Genomic DNA, 21,023 nt, shown 5'->3' with positions numbered 1-21,023 from the left:
GTCGCGGGGGGCCGCGGGTAGCCCGGCCCCATGACAGGACCGCAGACGCCCCAGCACGGCCGGCTCGAGGACGAGGGCAGGGACGGGGGCACGGACGACGACAGGGTCGAGGAGGCCGCCGGCGTCGTCGGCGAGGCCGTGGCCCGGAGGAACGAGCACCCGGAGCCCTACGACGAGGAGGAGGCCTCCCCGACCTGAGCCTCCCGGCTCCGCAGGCCGCCGAGCAGCAGCGCGGTGTGACTGGCGACGACGTCGTCCGCGTCGGCATCGGCGCTGCCCCGGATCCAGCCGCTGACGCCGTTGAGCATGTCGAGGATGCCGAGCGCGGCGAGGCCCGGGTCGAGCGTGCGGAACTCGCCGCTGCGCATGCCGGCGACGAGGACGTCGCGCACGCGGCGGTTGTAGTAGTGCAGGTAGCCCTCGATGTCGGCGCGGTGCTCGGGTGTGAGGGCGGGCCGCTCGTGCCGGCCGACGACGTACTCGACGCGCCGGTGCAGCAGGTGGCGGATGTGGGCGCCGACCAGCGCGGTCAGCCGGTCGGTCGGCGTGCCCGCGGCGTCGAGCAGCGGCAGGTTCTGCTCGACGGGCTCCTGGGTGACCGTCAGGCAGATCGCGTAGAGGATCTCCTCCTTGGCGGAGAAGTGGTGGTAGAGGCTGGCGCCGCGGATACCGATGGCGTCGGCGATGTCGCGCATGCCGACGGCCGCGTACCCGTGGTCGGCGAAGATCCGGGCCGCGGCGGTGACGATCTCGGTCCGCCGTTCGCCGGTGGGTTTGCGGGCGGTGGTCATCGCTTCTCGACCGCGTACTCGGCGAGGTCCGCCTCGTGGGTCATGCGCCAGTAGTCGACGATCCGCCAGGGCATCGTCGACACGACGCGGCCGGCGGCGTTGCGGTACCAGTTGGTCATGCCCGGGTGGGTCCAGAGCATCCGCGCGTGCGCGTCGTCGTGGCGGCGGGTGTACTCGCGCTCCACCTCCGGGCGCACCTCCACCGCGCGCAGGTCCTCGCGGGCCATCGTCGCGAGCAGGTCGACGATGTAGCGCACCTGGCACTCGGCGATCGTGATGTAGCTGCCGCCGTGGCCGAGCACGGTGCCGGGCCCGCAGGTGATGAACAGGTTCGGGAAGCCCGGCACGGTGATCCCGAGGTGGGCGCGCGCGTCCTCGGGCCCCCATACGTCGGCGAGCCCGACGCCGTCGCGTCCCCGGATGTCGATCGGCCACAGGTAGCGGTGGGTGTGGAACCCCGTGGCCATGACGACCACGTCGGCGGCGGTCTCGGTGCCGCCGTCGCCGCGCAGCCCGGTGGGCGTGACCTCGGCGACGCCCTCGGTCACCAGCTCGACGTCGTCGCGGCGCAGCGCCCGGTACCAGCCGTTGTCGAGCAGCATCCGCTTGCCGAAGGGCGGGTAGTCGGGCAGCGCCTTGGCGACCAGGTCGGGGCGGCCGTCGAGCTCGGCCTCCAGGTAGCGGGTGAACACGCGGCGGTGCGCGTCGTTGACCGCGTTGACCGAGCGCTCGGGGTGCTCCCACTCGGGGTCGACCTGCAGCGTGGGGTGGACGCGGTCGTTGAAGTTCCACGCCAGCCGCGCCCGGTACCAGGCGCGGTAGAACGGCACCCGCCCCATGAGGTGGTGCACGGCGTCCTCGATGGGCGTGAAGTAGACGTCGTTGGGGGCCACCCACTGCGGCGAGCGCTGGTAGACGGTGACCTTGTCCGGCGTGCCGGCGATCGCGGGCACGACCTGCATGGCGCTGGCCCCGGCGCCGACGACGGCGACGTGCCGCCCGGTGAGGTCGAGGTCGTCGGGCCACTCGGCGGTGTGGAAGAGGCGCCCGGTGAACGTCTCGAGGCCCGGGATCGCGGGGAGCTTCGGGCGGTTCAGCGCCCCGGTCGCGCTGATGAGCACGCGCGCGGTGACGACCTCGCCGTCGGCGGTGCGCACGCGCCAGGTGGCGGTGGCCTCGTCGTACGCGGCGCCGACGACCTCGGTGCCGAACCGGATCGCGCGGCGCACGTCGTGGGCGTCGGCGACCTCGCGCAGGTACTGCTCGACCTCGTCGCGCTTGCCGAAGTGGGTGCTCCAGTCGCGGGGGGCGAACGAGTACGAGTACAGGTGGCTCGGGGTGTCGACGCCGGCGCCCGGGTAGGTGTTCTCCCACCAGCCGCCGCCGACCTCGGTGTTCTTCTCCAGGACGACGTGCTCGACGCCTGCCTCGCGCAGCTTGATCGCGGCGAGCACGCCGGAGACGCCGGCCCCGATGACCACGACGTCGATGTCGGCGCCGGCGGGCACGGTCGGCGCGGGCTCGGGGACGAAGCCGAGGTCCTCGGCGAGCATGTCGGCGTACTCCGGCGGCGTGGGCTCGCCGTTGGCCAGGGTCAGCAGCTCGGTCAGCAGCTCGCCGGTGGGCGCGGGGATCGCGACCGGGGCGCCCGCCTCGTGGGCGAGGACGGCGTCGAGCACGGCGGCCCGGATCTCGTCGGCGACCTCGTCGGGGAAGCCGCCGCCGTCGTTGTTCTCCATGCCGCGGCTGCGCGTGGGCCGGTAGGGCTCCTCGAACCAGCGGCGGTCGCCGGTGAGCTGGACGAGCACCGGCAGCAGCGAGGGCAGGTTGGCGTGATCGAGCGCGCGGGCGAGGGTGGGGTCGGCAGTCATCCGTGCTCCTTCCCTGTCGGCGGTTAGGTTAGCGATCCGCGGCCGTCGCCGTCCATGGCCGCGATCCTTGACAGCCTGAGTGGCCCACAGCACGATTCTGCTCAACGAACCTAACTGCGGATAGGCAGGTGGCGGCGATGGAGCTGACCGACGCGATGCGCACCGTGGGGACCTGCCGGTACTTCACGGGCGACGCGGTCCCCGACGACGTGCTCTACCGGGCGTTCGACGCGGCGCGCTTCGGGCCGCAGGGCGGGAACCGCCAGCCGGTGCGCTGGGTCGTGGTGCGCGACGCGGACCGCAAGCAGGCCCTCGCCGACCTCTACCTGCCGCTGTGGAAGTCCTACCTCGGCGCGATCGGCGACGGCTCGGTCAACGTCGGCGCGCTGCCGAAGACCGTCCAGGACGCCGACCACTTCGCCGAGCACCTGGCGCAGGCGCCGGCCATCGTCGTCGTGTGCGCCGAGATCGACGGGCTGCACCCGACGGACCTCGAGCTCGACCGGTTCTCCGTCGTCGGCGGGGCGTCGATCTACCCCACGGTCCAGAACTTCTGCCTCGCGCTGCGCGACCAGGGCGTCGGCTCCGCCGTCACGACCCTGCTGTGCCACCACGAGCCGCAGGTCCGCGAGCTGCTCGAGCTCCCCGACGGCGTCATCACCGCGGCGCACGTCGCGATCGGCTACCCGGCCAAGGGCTTCCCGCGCAAGCTCACCCGGTCCGCGGTCGAGGAGATCGTCTCCGCCGAGACCTACGGCGCGCCCTACTTCGCCGGGGCCGGGGTCTGACACCGTGCCCGACCTCGCCCCGCACCACCGCACGCTGCTCGGCCGCGCCACCATCGGCGACCAGCTGCGCCGCCACGCCCGCACCCAGCCGGACAAGGTCGCGTTCATCGCCTACACGGCCGACGGCACGCGCACGGAGACGACGTACGGGGCGCTCGACGAGCGCGCCAACCGGTACGCGCAGCTCTTCACCGCCCGCGGCATCGGGCGCGGCGGACGGATCGCGTCGATGGCGCGCAACAGCGTGGACGTCGTCGCCGCCTACTACGGCGCCCTGAAGATCGGGGCCGCGTTCACGGGGATCAACCCGCTCTACCGCGAGGCGGAGGTCGCCCACCAGCTCGGGCACAGCCGCGCCGGGCTCGTGCTCGTCGACGGCGCCTTCGCCGCCGTGCTGCCCGACGGTGTGGCACGCCTCGAGTACGGCCCCGAGCTCGACGGGCTGCTGGCCGAGCAGCCCGCCGACGAGCCGGACGTCGACCTCGACGAGAACGACGTCGCCCTCATCGTCTACACCTCGGGCACGGAGGCCGCCCCCAAGGGCGTGCTCATCCCGCACCGCAACTACCTCGCCTCCACCGCCCCCGCCTGGGGCTGGGGCCTGCAGACCGGGCCGGCGGACACCTGGCTGTTCGTCATGCCGTTCCACACCATCGCCGGGCTCGGGTCGATGACCAGCCTGACGCTGATGGGCGCCACCCTCGTCCTGCCGGCGACGGCCGACCCGGCCACCGCCGTGCAGGTCATCGGGCGCGAGCGGGTCACGGTCATCGCCCAGACCCCCACCTTCTACATCGCCCTCGCCGCCCAGGAGGCGTTCGGGACGGCGACGGTCGGGCAGGTCCGCCGGTGCATGACCTACGGCGGGCAGATCCCGCCGCACGTCATCGACGCCTGGTCCGCGGCCGCGCCGGACGTGCTGTGGGGCACCTACTGGGGCCAGTCGGAGCTCTCGCAGCTCGGCACCGTCGGGTTCTTCCGCACGCTCGACGACGTCCCCGGCGGCGACCCGACGTGGATCGGCAAGCCGGTCACCCACCTCGAGATCCGCGTGGTGGACGCCGACGACCGGGACGCCGAGGTCGGCGAGCTGATCTGCCGCTCGCCGTCGGCGATGCTCGGCTACCTCGACGACCCGGAGCGCACCGAGCAGGCGTTCCGCGGCGGGTGGGTGCGCACCGGTGACATGGTCCGCATCGACGCCGAGGGCAACCTGTTCTTCCACGACCGCGTCAAGGACATGATCAAGTCGGGCGGGATGAACGTGTCCTCGCAGGAGGTCGAGCGCGTCGTCCACGGCCACCCGGCGGTCGAGCGCGCGGCGGTCGTCGGCATGCCCGACCCCTATTGGTCCGAGGCCGTCACGGTGTTCGTCGTGGTCCGCCCCGGCCACGAGCTGACCGGCGACGAGCTGGTGGCGCACTGCAAGGCCGTGCTCGCGACCTTCAAGGTGCCGAAGGCGGTGCACCTCGTCGACGAGCTGCCGGTCGACCCGCAGGGCAAGGTCCTCAAGCGGCGGCTGCGGGACGCGGCGCCGGCCTGATGCCCGCCGCCTGGATGAGCTGGTCGGGCGGCAAGGACTCGGCGTACGCGCTCGCCGTGGCGCGGGAGGACACCGAGGTCGCCGGCCTGCACACGACGGTCGGCGCCGACGGCCTGGTCGTCGCGAGCCACGTCCCGCTCGCCCTCGTGCGCGCCCAGGCCGCGGCGCTCGGCCTGCCCCTCGAGACCGTCGAGCTGCCCTCCCCGTGCCCGAACGACGTCTACGAGGAGCGGACGCGCGCGTCGTGGGTCCGGTTGGGGGCGACCGAGATCCTCTACGGCGACCTCTTCCTCGCCGACATCCGCGCCTACCGCGAGCAGGCCCTCGCCGGCACCGGGCTCGCCGCGCGCTTCCCGCTCTGGGAGCGGGCGACCGGGCCGCTGGCCCGGGCGATGATCGACGGCGGTGTGCGCGCGACGGTCGTCTGCGTCGACCCGGCGCGCGTGCCCGCGGCGTGGGTCGGCCGCGCGTGGCACGACCTCGTGGACGACCTCCCCGCGGGCGTCGACCCGTGCGGGGAGAACGGCGAGTTCCACACGGTGGTCACCGACGGGCCCGGGTTCCGGCACCCGGTGGACGCGCCGGTCACGGGCACGGCCGAGCGGGACGGATTCGTGGTGGCGACGTTCGGGACCTGACAGGCTCCCGACGTGGCTCCGCAGCTCCGTGAGGTCGCCGACGGCGTGCACCTCGGCGCCCTCGCGCCCGCCGCCCTCCTGAACACCGTGCTGATCGAGGGGCCCGACGGCGACGTCGTCGTCGACGCGGGGTTCCCCTGGTCGGCGCGGCGGCTCGCGGTGATGCTGCGGGGCCGGCACGTCGCCGAGCACGCCGTGACCCACGCGCACGGCGACCACGTCGGCTCCTCGGCCTGGCTGTGCCGGCAGACCGGCGCACCGCTGGCGATGGGCGAGGCCGACGCGGGCCGGTTCGAGGAGGGACGGCTCGACACGCACTCCGGCGCGCTCGGCCGGGCCGTGCTCGCCCCGCTGGCCCGCGAGCGGCGCCCGGTGGACCGCCGGCTCGTCGAGGGCGACCGCGTCGCCGGCTTCGCGGTGCTCGCCGTGCCCGGCCACAGCCCCGGCACCCTGGCGCTGTGGCGCGCCGAGGACCGCGTGCTGGTGGTCGGCGACGGCCCGGTGAACGTGTCCGGCGACCCGCGCTCGCCGCGGTGGCTGCCCCTGCCCCGGGGCCTGCACGACGACCCGGAGCAGGCCGCTGCGTCGCGCCGCCGTCTGGCCGCCCTGCGCCCGGCACTCGTCGTCGCCCTGCACGGCCGGCCGGTCGCGGCGCCGGACCGGTGGGCCCGGGCGGTCGAGGCGTGAGACCGCTGCCCACCCCGTCCCGAGCGGCGTAGCGTCGATCGATGGCCGAGGACCAGAAGGACAAGAAGCCCCCCGAGGACCCGGTGGCGACCGCGCTGACGGCCCCGGACGCGCCGATCAACGACAACGGCAGCGTGCCCCCGGCCGGTCCGCCGGAGCGCGTCGCGCGCCCCGCCGCACCTGCCCCGTCGCGCGGGGTCACCGACTCCGTCGTCGAGGTCGCGTCGGACGCCGCCGGGGTGGTGCGCCGCGTGCTCCCCCACCGCACGCCGGTCTACCTCGGCGGCGCGGCCCTGCTCGTCCTCGGCGTCGTCGACCTCCCCGTCGCCGCGGGCGGCGCGCTCGTCTACGAGGCGATCCGGCGGTGGCACCCGGCGCGGTGAGCCGTCCTCAGACGTTGCGGGGGAACCCGAGGTCGAGCTCGCCGGGCCCACCACGAAGGGCGGGGTCGATCCAGCGGCTCGTGACGACCTTGCCGCGGGTGAAGAAGTGCACGCCCTCGGTGCCGTGGGCGTGGGTGTCCCCGAACAGCGAGCTCCCCCAGCCGCCGAAGCTGTAGTACGCCGTCGGCACCGGGACCGGCACGTTGATCCCGATCATGCCGACCTCCACCTCGCGCTGGAAGCGGCGCGCGGCGCCGCCGTCGTGGGTGAAGATGGCGGTGCCGTTGCCGTACGGGTTGGCGTTGATCAGCGCGACGGCCTCGTCGTAGGTGTCGACGCGGACCACCGACAGCACCGGCCCGAAGATCTCGTCGGTGTAGATCGACATGTCGGTGGTGACGTGGTCGAACAGCGTCGGGCCGACGAAGAACCCCGCGCCCTCGGCGTCGGGCGACACCTCGCGCCCGTCGACCACCAGCGTCGCCCCGGCCGCCTCGCCGGCGTCGACGTAGGACGACACCCGCTCCTGCGCCGCGCGCGTGACGAGCGGGCCCATGTCCGCGCCGCGCCGGCCGTCGCCGGTGACCAGGCCCCGGGCCCGGTCGGCGATCCTCTTCACCAGCGGGTCGCCGGCCGACCCCACGGCCACCACCGCGGAGATCGCCATGCAGCGCTCGCCCGCCGACCCGAACCCGGCGTTGACCGCCTGGTCGGCGGCCATGTCCAGGTCGGCGTCGGGCAGCACGACGGCGTGGTTCTTCGCCCCGCCGAGGGCCTGGACGCGCTTGCCGTGGGCGGTGCCGGTCTCGTAGACGTGGCGCGCGATCGGCGTCGACCCGACGAAGCTGACGCTCTTGACGTCGGGGTGGGTCAGCAGCCCGTCCACGGCCGTCCCGTCGCCGTGCAGCACGTTGAAGACCCCGTCCGGGAGCCCCGCCTCGCGCCACAGCTCGGCCATCCACTGCGCCGCCGACGGGACCTTCTCGCTCGGCTTGAGCACGACGGTGTTGCCCGCGGCGATCGCGATCGGGAAGAACCACATCGGCACCATGGCAGGGAAGTTGAACGGGCTGATGATCCCGACGACGCCGAGGGGCTGGCGGATCGAGTGCACGTCGATCCCGGTCGAGGCGTTCTCGGTGGCCGAGCCCTTGAGCAGGTGCGAGATCCCGCAGGCGAACTCCACGACCTCCTGGCCGCGGGCCACCTCGCCGGCGGCGTCGGAGAGCACCTTGCCGTGCTCGGCGGTGATGATCGCCGCGAGCTCGCCGGCGCGGGCATTGAGCAGCTCGCGGAACGCGAACAGGATCTGCGTACGCCGCGCCAGCGACGTGTCACGCCAGCCCGTGAACGCCTCGCGGGCCGCCCCGACGACGGCCTCGACGTCCGCCTCGGTGGCCATCGCGACCCGCCGGGTCACCTCGCCGGTCGCGGGGTCGGTGACGTCGCCGGCGCGCTCGCCGGTGGACTCGAGGACCGCGCCGCCGGCCCAGTGCTGGAGAACGGTGCTCACGCCTCCGAGGCTAGGCGCCCTGCCGCGGATCGGCCTACCGCCGAGGGGCCCGGCGCAGCTGCTCGGTCCACATCGTGGTCTTCGACCGGTGCGGCGGGGCGGGCACCAGCCCGTGCGTGGCGAGGAAGACCGCCACGTCCTCGGCGGTGCGGCAGGCGTCGGCGGGCGCGCAGCGCGCGGAGAACTCCTCCAGCACACGGCCGCCGGGGAAGCGGAAGCGCTCGTGCCGGGCGTGGGCGATCCCGCAGAGCGAGCGCGGCACCGAGGCCCGCTCGATGACCAGCGGCCCGAACACCCCGAGCTCCTCGCTCCCGAGGTCGCCCGCGGCGCCCTGCAGGAGCGCCTCCTGGTCGTCGGTGAGGACCTTCTGCACGGGGACGCGCTCATCGCGGACGTCCAGGGCGCGCTCGACGTCGAGGGCCGCGCGGATCTCGGTGCTGCGGTGGACGAGGCCGGGCAGCATGTCGAGCTCGATGCGCGAGGCGGCGGGCGGCGCGCCGCCGGGCACCGGGTCCTCGCCGCGCACGCGGACCGTGAGGTCCCAGCGGCCGCGTCCCCGGTCGCGCAGACGCACGTGGACGCCGCGGTGCGCGAGCCCGAGGTCGGGCGTGTCGAGCAGGTGCAGCCGGCGTGTCCGGACGCGTCCGTGGCGGCCGACCAGGTGCACCGTCGACCCGGGCCGGGGTGTGAGCAGGACCTTCAGCTCGACGCTCTCGGCGTCGCCGTCGACCACCCGGGCCCAGGCGACGTCCTCCGGGGGTGGGAACCCGAGGGCGGCCGCGAGGTCGGTGCCCGACGACACGTCGGACCACTCGAGCATGCGCGCTCCTGCCACGAACCAGGTCGTCGTCGGCGGTCGAGGGGCGTCGCGGCGGGCTTCTCGACCGCGGTCGCCACGACCGTAGGAGATCCTGCCCACACCCGCCACACCATCGGGCGACCCCGGGGGTGGCTACCGGATCGCCGACTTCTTCGAGCTCTCCCACAGCTCGCCGCCGGTGAGCACGTAGACGAACGGCACGATCGGCACCAGGGCGAGCACCGCCCACACGATCTTCGCCGTACCGCTGAGCTCCGGGCGCACCACGAGGTTGAGCCACACGAGCACCACGGCCACGGGGTGCAGGAAACAGACCAGGAGCTCGGCGAGCTTCTTCATCGTCGCATCCGCGGTGTTCGGGGGTCGCCCGGACGGGCCACCGGTGAACACTGACCGTAGCGGGATCTACCGGCCCGGCACCAGCGCCCGCAGGACCTCCTCGACGTCGGCGGCGGACCACTCGGCGGGGTCGCACCAGCAGCGCAGGAACAGCCCGTCGACGGCGGCCGCGGCGGCCGCGCGGAGGTGCGGGTCGGGCACGACGGGGACGAGCACGGCGTCGAGCGCGCGGGTCCAGCGGACCCACTCGCCGCGCAGGGCGGGACGCCGGCCCGCCTGCAGGAAGAGCTCGTACTCGGCGTCGACGGTCCGGTTCGGGTCGACGGCGCCGTCCGCGACGAGGGCCGCGAGCGCGGGCAGCGGGTCGTCGTGCTCCGCGCACCGCTCGAGCGCCGCGACCCAGTCGTCGTTGACCGCGGCGAGGGTGGCCGAGAGGAGCCCGTCGACGGTCGGGAAGTGGTAGCTGACGAGGCTCGGCGTCATCCCGGCCTCGGCGGCGACGGCGCGCTGGGTCACCGCGGCCACCCCGCCCCGGCCGATGACGCGCATCGTCGCCTCGCGCAGCAGCCGGCGGCGCTCCTCGCCCTTGCGTCGCCGTCCGTCGGTCTCGTCGACCACGGCCCTCATCGTGCTACGCCGCCGGGTGGTGGGCGCCGAGCTCGAGGGCGAGCACCCCGCCGATGACCAGCGCGATGCCGCCGGCCTGGACCCAGGTCAGCGACTCGCCGAGGAAGACCGCTCCGGCCACGGCGACGAGCGCGACGCCGGCGGCCGCCCAGATGCCGTAGGCGACGCTGACGCCGAGGCCGCGGGCCAGCGCCTGGGAGAGCAGCGCGAACGCCGCGAGGTAGCCGACGACCACGACGATCGAGGGCACGAGCCGCGTGAAGCCCTCGGACAGCTTCAGCGAGATCGTCGCGACGACCTCCGTCGCGATCGCCAGAGCGAGGAGCAGGTACGCCACGGCCGTCCCTCCCAACAATTAGGTCGTCTGCCCAGGATTCTACGTGCGAGGCTCCCCCGGTGGCCACCGGCGTCGCCGACGTCACCGCCCGGAGCTGACGCGGACCTCATGCGGATCTCACGCGGATCCGCCCCGTATCCGACGTTCGTCACGTCCTCGTCTGACGCCGCGCCGACGTGGGAAGACGACGGTCACGGATCTGTCGCCCGAACGAGATCGGTCGGACATAATCGATCGCGCACGATCGGATAGGGAGCGTGAGGATGGCGGGCGGGAGCCGACCGGAACCGGTCACGCGGTACCAGTGGGCGAGCACCGACCCCGAGGCCGCCAACCAGTACCTCCGGGACACCTACACCGACTTCCGGCCGGAGAAGACCGACGCCGCCGGGTTCACGTTCTGGACCGAGGTCGCGACGACCGACCTGTTCGGCATCGGCCGGCTGCGTCACTCCGGGCCGGTCCGGGCCCGCTGCGCCCCGCCGTCGGCGCTGGTGGTCGTGCAGAACCTCGCGGGCGGGCCCCACCACGTCGACGACGGCTCGGGCTTCGTCGGCGGGACGCTCAAGCTCACGCCGACCTGGTCGGACTACGACACGGGCTGGCAGGACGTCACCGTGCAGACCGCGGTGCTCGACCACGACGAGGTCAGCCGGATCGGGGCGGAGCTGTCGGGGCTGGAGCCCGAGGCCGTCACGTTCACCTCCGCGGCGCCGGTGTCGCTCGCCCTCGCCGACCACTGGTCCCGGCTGTGCACCCACGTGCACGACGACGTGCTGAGCGCCGACGCCCTCATGGGCGCGCCGCTGGTCCGGGCGAACACGATGCGCCACCTCGCGACGACGCTGATCTCGACGTTCCCGAACACCGCCCTCGAGGTGCTCATCGACCCGGCCACGGGCTCCGCGGGGCACGCCGAGCCGGCGACGGTGCGCCGCGCGGTGGAGTTCATGGACTCGCACGCCGGCGACGACATCGGGCTGACCGAGATCGCCGACGCGGCCCGCATCGGGGCCCGGTCGCTGCAGCTGGCGTTCCGGCGCCACCGGGACATCACGCCGCTCGAGTACCTGCGCCGCGTGCGCCTCGAGAGCGCCCACCGCGACCTGCTCGCCGGTGACCCCACGCGCGGCGACCGCGTCGAGGCCATCGCCGCGCGCTGGGGCTTCGGCCACCCGGGCCGGTTCTCGGTGATCTACCGCGAGGCCTACGGCCGCTCGCCGAGCGCGACGCTGCGCCACTGACGCTGCGTAGTCGCCGCCTCGCGGAAAGAATTCCCTGCTCCGGCAGGAACATCCCCGCCCGCTCGCACCGTCACAGTGCCGAACGCCCACCACGAGGGCACCGAGCACTGACAGAGAGCGAGCACCGATCATGAGCGCCGACACCACCGCCGGAGACCGCCACTTCGCCGCCGACGGCAACATCTACGAGGCCGACGGCAGCGTGGTCGGCACCTACCAGCTCGACGAGCACGGCCACCTCGAGTCCACCTCCACCGACGAGGACGGCGACGGCCGCGTCGACACCGTCGTCGCCGACACCGACCACAACGGCACCTTCGAGACCGGCGTCGTGGACACCAACGCCGACGGCTACGGCGAGACGATCCTGGTCGACACCGACAACGACGGCGACTTCGACAGCGCCGCCATCGACACCGACGCCGACGGCACCTACGAGACCGTCCGCACCGACCCCGACGGCTTCGCCTGATCCCTCCGGCCCACGTGAGCGGTTTCCGCCCCTATAGGGGCAGAAACCGCTCACATCGGCGTGTTCAGGGCCGGTCGATCGCGAAGATCTGCAGGTCGTCCGGGGTGCCCTTGAGCTTGGTGTGCCAGCGCTTGCGGCGCACCGTCAGCGTCGACTCGTCGAGACGCGACAGCAGGTCGCCGCTGACGAGCACCTCGCCCGTCCCCGCCCGGTCGCCGAGGCGGGCAGCGGTGTTGACGGCGACGCCGAGGTAGTCCCCGCCCACCCGGCGCGGGCGCCCGAGGTGCAGGCCCGCCCGCATCCGCGGGGTCCAGCCGGCGACCTGCACCCCGGCGAGCCGGTCCCGGGCCTCGAAGACGGCCTCCACGGCGGCGGCCGGGTCGGCGAGCGCGGCCATCATCCCGTCGCCGAGGCGCTTGACCACCGCGCCCGCCCGGTCGGTCACCGGCTTCTCCCACGCCTCGCTCACCGCGCGCAGCACGCGCTGCACCTCGTCGTCGCCGGCCTCCAGCGCCCAGCGCGAGAACTCGACGAGGTCGGTGAAGACCAGCACGACCTCGCGCTCCCCGACCCCGCCGCCGAAGCGCTCGAGCACCGCCTGCCACAGCTGCAGCCCGCCGAGCCCGACCTCGCGCGTCACGCCCGGCCGGTCACCGGTGAGCCCGACGACCGCGCGTCCCGCGAACTCCGCGTGCCGGGCGCCGCCGAGCGAGAGCGGGTCGCCGAAGTGCGCGTCGCCGGGCAGGGCGCGGCGCACGCGCTGCACGGCCGTGCGCAGCCCGTCGGAGCGGTCGAGCTCGCGCATCCGCCGTCCCGCCCGGCCCAGCGCCTCGCGGGTCCGCTGGACACGACTCCCGGCTTCGTCCTCGTCGGCCATGCGGTGATCCTCACCCACGCGCCGATCGGGGCGCCGCTCAGAGGTCGGCGCGGCGCTCCGCGAGCGTGGCCGCGACGTCGCGCAGCTTGACGTTGAGGTCCTGGGACGCCCGGCGCAGCACGTCAAACGCCGCCGCGGCGTCGAGGCCACGGCGCTCCATGAGGATGCCCTTGGCCTGCCCGATCACGTCCCGGGAGTCGAGCGCGGTCTGGAACTGGATGTCGTGCAGCTCGGCGCTCTCGGTCACCGTCACGTACGCCAGCGCCGTCGACACGTTCGCGGCGAGCAGCAGCGCGGCCTCCCGCTCGGCCTGCCCGAAGCCCCCGGTGCGGCGGCGGTAGAAGTTCAGCGCGCCCCGCAGCGGCCGCTTCTCGCCGACCGGGAAGAGCCCGACCGCGAACACGCTGTTCGCCCCGATCTCCGCGGCGGCCGGACCGAAGCGGGGGAAGGCGGCGTCGTGAGCGAGGTCCTCGCTGCCCGTGACGCCGAGCCCGCCGGCCTCGAGCGCGCGGACGCAGGGCCCCTCCTCGTACTCGTACTGCAGCGCGTCCAGCCGGACCGCGAGCTCGTCGGAGTACGCCGGCGTCGAGTAGCCGTCGCTGCCGCCGCGGCGCAGGGTCACGCTGACCACGTCGGCGCCGGCGACGACCCGGGCGCTGAGGTCGACGACCCGCCCCAGGAGCGCGTCCATCGCCACCGTCCCGGGGGTCGCGAGCAGCTCGCGCGTGAGGTCGCCGACCGCGTGGGAGAGCAGCCCGATGCTCGGGCCGCCGGACGGCACCGTCCCGTTGCGGGGGTAGTCGTCGTGGCCCTGGGCGCGCAGGGTGGCGTCCTCGGCCACGAACGCCGACCGCTCGGCGTCCCAGTCGACCTCACTGCTCTGGCTGGTCACAGCATCTCCCCTCGCCCCGATCGGCTGCCGTCGTCCTCATCGTGCCCGCAACGGGCGCCCGGCGCGTACCCGAGTCCCCCGTCGCCTACACCACCCGCAGCGCGGTCGCGACGCGGCCCGCGAGCGCCACGTTCCCGCGGTAGACCGCCACGTTGACGTCGAGGCTGCGCCCCTCGGTGGCGCGGTGGACGTGGTCGAGCAGGAACGGCGTGGTGTCGTGGCCGGCGATCCCGCGCGCGGCGGCCTCCGCCAGCGCCGCGTCCAGCACCGCCCGGTGCTCCTCGACGTCGAGCTGCGCCTCGGCCGCCACCGGGTTGGCGAGCAGCACCGCCCCGGTCAGGCCGAGCGCGTCGCGGGCGCGCACGACCGCCGCCGCCTCCCCCGGATCCTCGACCCGCGCCGGCACGGGCACCTCGGCGTCGTGGGTGTAGAAGCCCGGGAACGCGTCGGTCCGGTAGCCGAGCACGGTGACGTTGAGGGTCTCGAGCCGTTCGAGGGTCGCCGGGACGTCGAGGATCGACTTGACCCCGGCCGACACCACGAGGATCGGCACCGCGGCGAGCGCGACCAGGTCGGCGGACTCGTCGAAGGTCGTCGCCGCCCCGCGGTGCACGCCGCCGAGCCCGCCCGTCGCGAACACCGGCACGCCCGCGCGGTGGGCGAGCAGCGCCGTCGCGGCGACCGTCGTGCCCCCGTCGACACCGCGGGCCACGGCCACCGGCAGGTCGCGGACGCTGAGCTTCTCGACGCCGTCGCCCTCGGCGAGGTGCGCGATCTGGTCGTCTCCCAGCCCGACCACGGGCCGCCCGGCGACGACGCCGACGGTCGCGGGCACCACGCCCGCCTCCCGCAGCAGCGCCTCGGCCTCGCGCGCGACCTCGAGGTTCCGGGGCCGCGGCAGGCCGTGGGTCACGATCGTCGTCTCGAGGGCGACGACGGGCCGCCCGGCGTCGACCGCGGCGCGCACCTCGTCCGACACGACCACCGACATCGGCGACTCCCCCTCACCCGTTCGGCCGCTGGATCATGAGGACCCCGCCCGGAACGGTACGGAACGTGACGAACACGGCGGGGACGATCCGGACGACAGCCTCTCCCACCGCCTCTCCCACCGCCCCCGGCGTCCACCCCTCGGTCGAGCAGATCGTCGGCGCCCTGCGCGACGCCGGTGACCGCGTCGTCCTGCGCCACCCCGACGGCGAGACCACCGGGGGCGAGCTGCTGGCGCTCGTCCACCGCTACGCCCGGGCGCTGGCGAGCCTCGACATCGGGCCCGGCGACATCGTCGCCCAGTACGGGCCGAACCGCCCCGACGCGCTCGCGGTCCGCTACGCGACGCACCTGATCGACGCCGGCGCGGTGTACCTGTCGGCGCCGCCGGGGGCGGACCGGCGGGCCCGCCAGCTCGAGCAGATCGACCCGGCGCTGGTCGTCGTGTTCCCGCAGACCGCGCACTGGTTGCCGGCGACGGCGGCCCCGGTCGTCGCGGTCGGCCCGGTCGAGGGCGTCCCGCGCCGTCTCGACGAGCTCGCCGCCGCGCAGTCGTCCGAGCCGTTCGCGTCACGGTCGCACCTGTCGGACCTCGGCACCGTGCTGTCGTCGGGCGGGACCACCGGCATCCCGAAGAGCAGCGTGCGCGACGTCGCCGCCTGGGCCGCGGCGGTCGCGACCCCGCACCGCCCGGAGCGCCGCCAGCTCGCCTCCGGCGCGGAGGCGTACCTGACGCAGATCCTCGTCGCCCAGACGATCATCGGCGGCGGCACGGTGGTGCTGCGCGACGACTCCGAGCCCGCGGCGCTGCTCGAGCAGATCGAGGCCGAGGGCATCACCGACCTGTTCCTCGTCGAGCCCCAGCTGGTCGCGCTCATGGACCACCCCGACCTCGCCCGCCGCGACCTCTCGACGCTGCGGACCCTCACGCACATCGGGGCGTCGGCGCCGCCCACGCTGCGCCGTCGCGCCCGCGCGCGGCTGGGCCCCGTCGTCGCGCACACCTACGGCGCCAGCGAGATGGGGATCGTCAGCGCGCTGCGGCCCGCCGAGTACGACCCCGACGACCCCGGACGCGCCACCAGCGCCGGGCGCGTCCTGCCCGGCGTGGAGGTGCGGTTCCGCCGCTCCGCGGCATCCGGGACCGACGGCGCGCTCGACCCGGAGTTCGGCACCATCGAGGTGCGCTCGCCCGCCATGGCCCACGGCTACCGCAACCGGCCCGGCGAGCAGGCCGAGCACTTCGTCGACGGCTGGTACCGCACCGGCGACCTCGGCCGCCTCGACGCCGAGGGGTACCTGCACATCCTCGGGCGCGCCGCCGACTGCGCGGTCGTCGACGGGCGGCTCGTGACGCCGACCGGCGTCGAGGACACGCTGATGCGGACCGACGCCGTGCGGTACGCGGTGTGCGTGGTCGACGGCGACCGGCGCGTCGTGGCGGTGCAGGCGTGGGACGGCGCCGGGATCGACCCGCAGACCTGCCGCGACGCGGTCGCCGGCGAGCACGGCGAGGCCGTGGCCGCGAGCCTCGTGGTCGTGCCGGTCGACGACGTCCCGCTCACCGAGCAGGGCAAGCCCGACCGGGCCGCGATCCTGGCCCACGCCCCGAGCTGATGGGAGTCTCCCCCGCGTGAGCGGATACACCGTCGCCGACCACCTCGTCGACCGGCTGGCGGAGCTGGGGGTGGACCGCGTCTTCGGGGTCCCCGGCGACTACAGCCTCGCGATGCTCGACCACGTCACGCACCACCCGACGGTGCGCTGGACCGGGTGCACCAACGAGCTCAACGCCGGCTACGCCGCCGACGGCTACGGGCGCCTGCGCGGGATCGCGGCGCTGTGCACGACGTTCGGGGTGGGCGAGCTGTCCGCGATCAACGCGATCGCCGGGGCGTTCGCCGAGCACGTGCCGGTGGTGCACATCGTCGGCGCGCCGGCCCTGACCGCGCAGGCGCAGCACCGTCCGGTGCACCACACCCTCGGCGACGGGCGCTTCGGCCACTTCACCGCGATGCACGCCGACATCACGTGCGCGCGGGCGTCGCTGACCCACGAGAACGCCGTCGACGAGATCGACCGGGTGCTGCGGGAAGTCCGCGACCGGCGCCTGCCCGGCTACCTCGTCATCCCCGCCGACGTCGCCGCCGGCCCCGCCGAGCGGACTCGGGCGGCGCTCCCGGCGACCGTCGACACCACCGACCCGGAGGCGCTCGCGGGCTTCGTCGACGCCGCGCGGCGCCTGTTCGAGACCGCCTCGACGCCCGACGACGTCACGCTGCTCGCCGGCCTGACCGTCCACCGGCTCGGGGCGGGCGAGACGCTGGCCCGCCTGCTCGCCGCCGGGCCGCTGCCGCACGCGGTGACGCCGTGGGCGAAGAGCCTGGTCGACGAGAGCGCGCCCCGCTTCGCCGGCACCTACACCGGCGCCACGAGCCCGCCGGTGACGCGCGCGGCGGTCGAGGACGCCGCGGTGCTCGTCGTCGCGGGGGTCGTGTTCACCGACCTCAACAGCGGCATGTTCACCCAGCAGATCACGCGCAGCCGCACCATCGACCTCGGCCCGCGGTCCGCCGCGGTCGGCGCGGCCACGTTCTCCCCGGTCGAGCTGCCGACGGCGCTGGCGGCGCTCGAACCGCTGGTCGCCGAGGTCGCCGCCCGCCGCAGCGGCCCCGCGCCCTCGGAGCCGATCGCGGAGCCCACCCCGGCCGCGGGCGCCGCACCGGACGGCGACGCCCTGAGCCAGGACACCCTGTGGGCGGAGGTCAGCGGCTTCCTGCGCAGCGGCGACATCGTGCTCGCCGACCAGGGCACGAGCTTCTACGGGATGGCGCCGCACCGGCTGCCCGCCGGCGTCACGTTCGTCGGCCAGCCGCTGTGGGCGTCGATCGGCTACACGATGCCGGCGCTGCTGGGGACCTGCACCGCGCACCCCGGGCACCGCGGCGTGCTGCTCATCGGCGACGGCGCCGCGCAGATGACGGCGACCGAGCTCGCCACCGTGCTGCGCGAGCGCATCCCCGCGGTGATCGTCGTCGTCGACAACGACGGCTACACCGTGGAGCGCGCGATCCACGGGCCCGCGGAGTCGTACAACGACATCACGCCGTGGGACTGGCCGGCGCTCGCCCGCGCCCTCGGCGGCGGCGACCACCTGGTGGCCACGCGCGCCACGACCGTCGGCGAGCTGCGCGAGGCCTTCGCGGGCGCCACCGCGAACCCCGAGCGGGTGACCCTCGTGCAGGCCGTGGTCCCGCGCGACGACGTCCCGGACCTGCTCGCCGCGCTCACCCGCGTGCTGGGGTCGCACTAGCGGTCCGCCGGGCGGCCGCGCGCCGCAGCTCCCGCCCGCCGCGGGCGTACCAGCCGGCCATGAGCACGACGGCGATCGCGATCTCCACCGCGCTGCCGCCGTAGTACATGACCTGCGCGCCGAGCCGGATCTCGTCCGGGGTGCCGCCGTGCGCCGGCAGGACGAGGGCGTACATCAGCTTGGCGAGCACGTCGTGGCCCGCCGCCGCGACCAGCAGCGTGAGCAGGGAGACGACGAGGCGGGGCCGCCGCGGGAGCGGGTCGGCGCCGACGAGGACCACGGCGAGCAGCAGGCCCGCGAGCACCATGTGGAGGTCGACCAGGGCCATGACGAGCGGGTGCGCGTGCGCGAGCGTGAAGAGGTCGGTGAGGTAGAAGGCCGCCATCCCGCCGAGCTCTGCGGCGAGCACCACGGGCGGGGTGACGATCACGCGTGCGGGCCGGCTGTGCAGGACACGCAGCAGGCGCCGGCGGCCGGTCGGGGGCAGGGCGCGCAGCGCGAGGGTCACCGGCGCGGCGAGCGCGAGGAGCAGCGGCCCGAGCATCGCCAGCAGCAGGTGGCCGGCGACGTGCACGGCGAACGGGGCGGTGGGCAGCGCCAGGGCCGTGGCCAGCGCGCCCACTCCGCCCGCGGCGGCGGCCCAGCGCGCCGCGGGCCAGCGGTCGCCGCGCCGGTGCAGCCGCCGGCCGGCCGCGAGGTAGGGCAGCGCGATCACGAGCACCGCGAGGGCGGGCCACGCGCCGGTGCCCCCGCCGCCGTGGTGCATGCCGGTCACGCCGCCTCCACCCGGCGCGCCCGGCCGGTCAGCAGGACGACGCCGAGGACGATGCCGAGCGCGCCGCTGATGTTCCAGGCGAGGTCGTAGGGCAGGAGGTCGACCTCGTAGCGGATCTGGTGCAGGCCGAGCACCTTGTGCTGGAAGAGCCCGTCGTAGACCTGGAAGACGCCCCACCCGAGCAGGCCGCCGGCCCACACGCGCTTCGGGACGGTGAGACGCCGGCGCTGCAGGTCGGCGAACAGGAACAGCCCGACGACGATCGCGATCCAGCCGCCCGCGTGGAAGATGCCGTCGGAGACCAGGCCGGCCTCGAGCGTCGAGCCGTCGTAGAAGTGGTGCCAGTGCAGCAGCTGGTGGAACACGGTCTCGTCGAGGAAGGCCGCCACGCCCACCCCGATGAGGACGCCGGCGAGGACGGAGCGCCCGGTGGGTGACATGAGGCGTGGTGCCCGGCGCCGCCCGGGCCGCACACCGGTTCAGCGCAGGGTCTTGTAGCCCGGGTGCACGCCGGGCGTGAGGCCCTGGTCGGCGGCGACCTTCCCGAGCAGCTCGCGCAGCCGCGTCCGCTCGTCGGGGTCGAGGGCGGCGAGGACGGCGTCGTCGTGCGCGCGGGCGACCCGCCCGATGTCGGCCATGAGCGCCGTGCCCGCGTCGGTGAGGTGCACGGCGTGCAGGCGCCGGTCGTTCGGGTTGCGGCGGCGCTCGACGAGTCCCCGCTGCTCGAGCCCGTCGACGAGCGCGACGAGCCGGGTGGCGGGCGTGCCCAGCAGCTCCGCGAGCGCCTGCTGGCTGCTGCCGGGCGCGCCCGCGATCGCCCGCAGGAGACCGGTCTGCGGCGGGGTCAGGTCGAGCTCGCCGATCCGCCGCGCGAAGGCCTGCGCGGCGTGGGTGCCCAGCTGGGTGAGCAGGAACGCGCTGCCCACGGGCGGATCGCTCGGCGTCACGACGGGAACGCTAGTGCTCGACGAACGGTGTCGCCAGGAAGACCGTGACAAGGCGTCATCGTTCTCCTCGAGGAGGACCCGTCGTGGCCGCCGCGCTCGCCGTCGAGTCCCGGGAGCTCACCTGGTCCCGGGCGCTGCTCCATGATCGCCGTCTCGGTGACGATCGCCGTCGGATCTGACAGGGAACGTCACCGAGACCGCGATCTCGCGGCCAGCGTCCGGCGCAGGGTCGCGAGGAAGGTGTCCGGGTCACCGGTCAGCTCGTGCCAGTGGGTCCGCACCACGACCCAGCCGGCGGCCGCCAGCGCCGACTGTCGGGGCCCGTCGAGCAGGAAGGCGCGCAGGCCCCGGTGGTAGGCCCACCCGTCGATCTCGAGCACGACCTTCTCCTCGGCGAACACCACGTCGCCCAGCGCGCGGCCGAACCCCGGCAGGACGATCTCGGTGTTCGCGCTCCAGCCCCCGATCCCGGCACGGCGCATCAACCGGTGCGCGCGCCGCTCGGCCTCCGATCGGGCACCGTCGCCGGCCAGGACCAGGAGCTTCCCGGCCAGCGTCGCGCCCTGCCGTCCCAGACCGCGGTGATGCGCCTCGCGCAGGGCCGGCAACGTGACGCGACGGCGGAGCAGGGCGTTGTCCATCAGCCGCGCGCCACCCTGCAGCCCCAGGGCCACCCCGGCGTCCAGGACCGTTGCCGGGCGGCACGTCACCGCCAGCCGGCGACACCGCGTCCGGTCGGCGGGCGGGATGTCGCGGCGCCGCAGCCGCACACCGTCACGCGGCCGCACCTGACGCCCTACCGCGATGTCGATCAGCGCCGGCGGACGCTCGTACAGGTCCCACCACCACGCCGCCGACAGACCCACGAGCACCGCGCCCTCGCCGACCGACAGCATCGCCGCGACCGTGCGCGACGCGGGCGTCTCCTCGTGTTCGGCCACCAGGAACACGCGCGGCCCGGCCGGCAGCCACGCGCGTGTCCCGACCCGGCGACGGACGGTCTCGTCGCTCAGGCCGGCCGTGCGCGCCTGCTCCAGGCTCACCACGCCGTGCTGGGCGCGGACGAGACGCCGGATCGCGGCGTCGGACGACGGGGTGCTCATGCCCGGTTCGACGCAGCCGGGCGCCCCCCGGATCCACGCGTCTTCCCGCAAGATCGCTGATTCGGTGACGATC

Annotated in this window: 24 protein-coding genes; 10 read left to right on the top strand and 14 right to left on the bottom strand. The window is 74.9% G+C overall.

Translation table 11 applies throughout. The features are described from left to right. Nucleotides 1-30: 30 nt before the first annotated feature. Nucleotides 31-198, top strand: coding sequence for a hypothetical protein (locus EV188_RS31710; RefSeq protein WP_166659928.1), 168 nt, complete (start codon nucleotides 31-33; stop codon nucleotides 196-198). Here EV188_RS31710 and EV188_RS17180 read toward each other — a convergent pair. Further along, the gene (locus EV188_RS17180) at nucleotides 168-791 is read right to left on the bottom strand and encodes a TetR/AcrR family transcriptional regulator (RefSeq protein ID WP_133827482.1); all 624 of its coding nucleotides are present in this window, start codon (nucleotides 789-791) and stop codon (nucleotides 168-170) included. The genes EV188_RS31710 and EV188_RS17180 overlap by 31 nt on opposite strands. Continuing rightward, on the bottom strand, nucleotides 788-2,662 hold the full coding sequence (locus tag EV188_RS17175) for a flavin-containing monooxygenase (protein WP_133827481.1): 1,875 nt from the start codon (nucleotides 2,660-2,662) through the stop codon (nucleotides 788-790). The genes EV188_RS17180 and EV188_RS17175 overlap by 4 nt, the downstream gene beginning before the upstream one ends. Before the next feature lie 137 nt (nucleotides 2,663-2,799). Here EV188_RS17175 and EV188_RS17170 point away from each other — a divergent pair, with 137 nt between their 5' ends. Genes EV188_RS17170 through EV188_RS17150 form a run of 5 tightly spaced genes read left to right on the top strand, consistent with a single transcriptional unit; the run spans nucleotide 2,800 to nucleotide 6,701 of the window. Then, nucleotides 2,800-3,450 (top strand): nitroreductase family protein, encoded by a 651-nt coding sequence (locus EV188_RS17170; RefSeq protein WP_133827480.1) that lies wholly within the window; start codon nucleotides 2,800-2,802, stop codon nucleotides 3,448-3,450. Between the two features lie 4 nt (nucleotides 3,451-3,454). Next, complete coding sequence (locus EV188_RS17165; RefSeq protein WP_133827479.1) at nucleotides 3,455-4,993, top strand: class I adenylate-forming enzyme family protein; 1,539 nt, start codon at nucleotides 3,455-3,457, stop codon at nucleotides 4,991-4,993. Beyond that, nucleotides 4,993-5,631: a Dph6-related ATP pyrophosphatase gene (locus EV188_RS17160; RefSeq protein ID WP_243741769.1), complete on the top strand. Its 639-nt coding sequence runs from the start codon at nucleotides 4,993-4,995 to the stop codon at nucleotides 5,629-5,631. The genes EV188_RS17165 and EV188_RS17160 overlap by 1 nt, the downstream gene beginning before the upstream one ends. A gap of 12 nt (nucleotides 5,632-5,643) precedes the next feature. Then, nucleotides 5,644-6,318, top strand: a complete 675-nt coding sequence (locus tag EV188_RS17155; RefSeq protein WP_243741768.1) for an MBL fold metallo-hydrolase — start codon at nucleotides 5,644-5,646, stop codon at nucleotides 6,316-6,318. 41 nt (nucleotides 6,319-6,359) lie between these two features. Further along, nucleotides 6,360-6,701: a hypothetical protein gene (locus EV188_RS17150; protein ID WP_133827478.1), complete on the top strand. Its 342-nt coding sequence runs from the start codon at nucleotides 6,360-6,362 to the stop codon at nucleotides 6,699-6,701. 7 nt (nucleotides 6,702-6,708) lie between these two features. On the opposite strand, the gene EV188_RS17145 is transcribed toward EV188_RS17150, so the two are convergent. The 5 genes from EV188_RS17145 to EV188_RS17125 all read right to left on the bottom strand — a co-directional run bounded on the left by EV188_RS17145 (nucleotide 6,709) and on the right by EV188_RS17125 (nucleotide 10,337). Then, nucleotides 6,709-8,214 (bottom strand): CoA-acylating methylmalonate-semialdehyde dehydrogenase, encoded by a 1,506-nt coding sequence (locus tag EV188_RS17145; protein WP_133827477.1) that lies wholly within the window; start codon nucleotides 8,212-8,214, stop codon nucleotides 6,709-6,711. 34 nt (nucleotides 8,215-8,248) lie between these two features. After that, entirely contained in the window at nucleotides 8,249-9,034 is a 786-nt protein-coding gene (locus EV188_RS17140) for a CYTH domain-containing protein (RefSeq protein WP_133827476.1), read from the bottom strand. A gap of 132 nt (nucleotides 9,035-9,166) precedes the next feature. Continuing rightward, nucleotides 9,167-9,373, bottom strand: a complete 207-nt coding sequence (locus EV188_RS17135) for a hypothetical protein (protein ID WP_133827475.1) — start codon at nucleotides 9,371-9,373, stop codon at nucleotides 9,167-9,169. Nucleotides 9,374-9,439: 66 nt separating this feature from the next. Further along, nucleotides 9,440-9,991, bottom strand: coding sequence for a TetR/AcrR family transcriptional regulator (locus EV188_RS17130; protein WP_208114236.1), 552 nt, complete (start codon nucleotides 9,989-9,991; stop codon nucleotides 9,440-9,442). Nucleotides 9,992-10,004: 13 nt separating this feature from the next. Next, nucleotides 10,005-10,337: a DMT family transporter gene (locus EV188_RS17125; RefSeq protein ID WP_133827473.1), complete on the bottom strand. Its 333-nt coding sequence runs from the start codon at nucleotides 10,335-10,337 to the stop codon at nucleotides 10,005-10,007. 263 nt (nucleotides 10,338-10,600) lie between these two features. Between EV188_RS17125 and EV188_RS17120 the strand changes: the two genes are divergently transcribed. Together EV188_RS17120 and EV188_RS17115 are read left to right on the top strand one after the other, a co-directional pair. Beyond that, nucleotides 10,601-11,581 carry a helix-turn-helix transcriptional regulator gene (locus EV188_RS17120; RefSeq protein ID WP_133827472.1) on the top strand — a complete coding sequence of 327 codons (981 nt, stop codon included), beginning with the start codon at nucleotides 10,601-10,603 and terminating at the stop codon, nucleotides 11,579-11,581. A 130-nt stretch (nucleotides 11,582-11,711) separates the two neighbouring features. Then, entirely contained in the window at nucleotides 11,712-12,053 is a 342-nt protein-coding gene (locus EV188_RS17115; protein ID WP_133827471.1) for a hypothetical protein, read from the top strand. A 64-nt stretch (nucleotides 12,054-12,117) separates the two neighbouring features. Here EV188_RS17115 and EV188_RS17110 read toward each other — a convergent pair whose 3' ends face one another. The 3 genes from EV188_RS17110 to EV188_RS17100 form a co-directional block, all read right to left on the bottom strand. After that, nucleotides 12,118-12,930, bottom strand: a complete 813-nt coding sequence (locus EV188_RS17110; RefSeq protein WP_133827470.1) for an adenylate/guanylate cyclase domain-containing protein — start codon at nucleotides 12,928-12,930, stop codon at nucleotides 12,118-12,120. A gap of 37 nt (nucleotides 12,931-12,967) precedes the next feature. After that, a complete protein-coding gene (locus tag EV188_RS17105; RefSeq protein ID WP_133827469.1) occupies nucleotides 12,968-13,822 on the bottom strand; it encodes a GAF and ANTAR domain-containing protein in 855 nt (284 codons plus the stop codon). 85 nt (nucleotides 13,823-13,907) lie between these two features. Further along, nucleotides 13,908-14,813 carry a pseudouridine-5'-phosphate glycosidase gene (locus EV188_RS17100; protein WP_133827468.1) on the bottom strand — a complete coding sequence of 302 codons (906 nt, stop codon included), beginning with the start codon at nucleotides 14,811-14,813 and terminating at the stop codon, nucleotides 13,908-13,910. A 65-nt stretch (nucleotides 14,814-14,878) separates the two neighbouring features. Between EV188_RS17100 and EV188_RS17095 the strand changes: the two genes are divergently transcribed. Both EV188_RS17095 and EV188_RS17090 read left to right on the top strand, forming a co-directional pair. Beyond that, nucleotides 14,879-16,429 carry a class I adenylate-forming enzyme family protein gene (locus tag EV188_RS17095; RefSeq protein WP_166659927.1) on the top strand — a complete coding sequence of 517 codons (1,551 nt, stop codon included), beginning with the start codon at nucleotides 14,879-14,881 and terminating at the stop codon, nucleotides 16,427-16,429. A gap of 16 nt (nucleotides 16,430-16,445) precedes the next feature. Further along, the gene (locus tag EV188_RS17090; RefSeq protein WP_133827466.1) at nucleotides 16,446-18,125 is read left to right on the top strand and encodes an alpha-keto acid decarboxylase family protein; all 1,680 of its coding nucleotides are present in this window, start codon (nucleotides 16,446-16,448) and stop codon (nucleotides 18,123-18,125) included. Here the strand turns inward: EV188_RS17090 and EV188_RS17085 are convergent. From EV188_RS17085 to EV188_RS17070, 4 genes are all read right to left on the bottom strand, one after another. Next, nucleotides 18,100-18,891 (bottom strand): cytochrome c oxidase assembly protein, encoded by a 792-nt coding sequence (locus EV188_RS17085; RefSeq protein WP_243741805.1) that lies wholly within the window; start codon nucleotides 18,889-18,891, stop codon nucleotides 18,100-18,102. The genes EV188_RS17090 and EV188_RS17085 overlap by 26 nt on opposite strands. Before the next feature lie 5 nt (nucleotides 18,892-18,896). After that, entirely contained in the window at nucleotides 18,897-19,340 is a 444-nt protein-coding gene (locus EV188_RS17080; protein WP_133827464.1) for a DUF2243 domain-containing protein, read from the bottom strand. A 39-nt stretch (nucleotides 19,341-19,379) separates the two neighbouring features. Then, nucleotides 19,380-19,847 carry a MarR family winged helix-turn-helix transcriptional regulator gene (locus EV188_RS17075; RefSeq protein ID WP_133827463.1) on the bottom strand — a complete coding sequence of 156 codons (468 nt, stop codon included), beginning with the start codon at nucleotides 19,845-19,847 and terminating at the stop codon, nucleotides 19,380-19,382. A gap of 188 nt (nucleotides 19,848-20,035) precedes the next feature. Beyond that, a complete protein-coding gene (locus EV188_RS17070) occupies nucleotides 20,036-20,950 on the bottom strand; it encodes an endonuclease domain-containing protein (RefSeq protein WP_133827462.1) in 915 nt (304 codons plus the stop codon). Between the last annotated feature and the right edge of the window lie 73 nt (nucleotides 20,951-21,023).

The organism is Actinomycetospora succinea (assembly GCF_004363095.1).
Classification (GTDB): Bacteria; Actinomycetota; Actinomycetes; order Mycobacteriales; family Pseudonocardiaceae; genus Actinomycetospora; species Actinomycetospora succinea.
Note: the sequence above shows the minus strand (reverse complement) of the source record. Positions and strands in the feature narration are given on the sequence as shown.

Coding starts and splice junctions, on each gene's coding strand:
- EV188_RS17150 (WP_133827478.1), top strand. CDS start 6,360: ATGGCCGAGGACCAGAAGGACAAGAAGCCCCCCGAGGACCCGGTGGCG.
- EV188_RS31710 (WP_166659928.1), top strand. CDS start 31: ATGACAGGACCGCAGACGCCCCAGCACGGCCGGCTCGAGGACGAGGGC.
- EV188_RS17120 (WP_133827472.1), top strand. CDS start 10,601: ATGGCGGGCGGGAGCCGACCGGAACCGGTCACGCGGTACCAGTGGGCG.
- EV188_RS17135 (WP_133827475.1), bottom strand. CDS start 9,373: ATGAAGAAGCTCGCCGAGCTCCTGGTCTGTTTCCTGCACCCCGTGGCC.
- EV188_RS17180 (WP_133827482.1), bottom strand. CDS start 791: ATGACCACCGCCCGCAAACCCACCGGCGAACGGCGGACCGAGATCGTC.
- EV188_RS17115 (WP_133827471.1), top strand. CDS start 11,712: ATGAGCGCCGACACCACCGCCGGAGACCGCCACTTCGCCGCCGACGGC.
- EV188_RS17175 (WP_133827481.1), bottom strand. CDS start 2,662: ATGACTGCCGACCCCACCCTCGCCCGCGCGCTCGATCACGCCAACCTG.
- EV188_RS17100 (WP_133827468.1), bottom strand. CDS start 14,813: ATGTCGGTGGTCGTGTCGGACGAGGTGCGCGCCGCGGTCGACGCCGGG.
- EV188_RS17070 (WP_133827462.1), bottom strand. CDS start 20,950: ATGAGCACCCCGTCGTCCGACGCCGCGATCCGGCGTCTCGTCCGCGCC.
- EV188_RS17080 (WP_133827464.1), bottom strand. CDS start 19,340: ATGTCACCCACCGGGCGCTCCGTCCTCGCCGGCGTCCTCATCGGGGTG.
- EV188_RS17170 (WP_133827480.1), top strand. CDS start 2,800: ATGGAGCTGACCGACGCGATGCGCACCGTGGGGACCTGCCGGTACTTC.
- EV188_RS17110 (WP_133827470.1), bottom strand. CDS start 12,930: ATGGCCGACGAGGACGAAGCCGGGAGTCGTGTCCAGCGGACCCGCGAG.
- EV188_RS17140 (WP_133827476.1), bottom strand. CDS start 9,034: ATGCTCGAGTGGTCCGACGTGTCGTCGGGCACCGACCTCGCGGCCGCC.
- EV188_RS17085 (WP_243741805.1), bottom strand. CDS start 18,891: ATGCACCACGGCGGCGGGGGCACCGGCGCGTGGCCCGCCCTCGCGGTG.
- EV188_RS17160 (WP_243741769.1), top strand. CDS start 4,993: ATGCCCGCCGCCTGGATGAGCTGGTCGGGCGGCAAGGACTCGGCGTAC.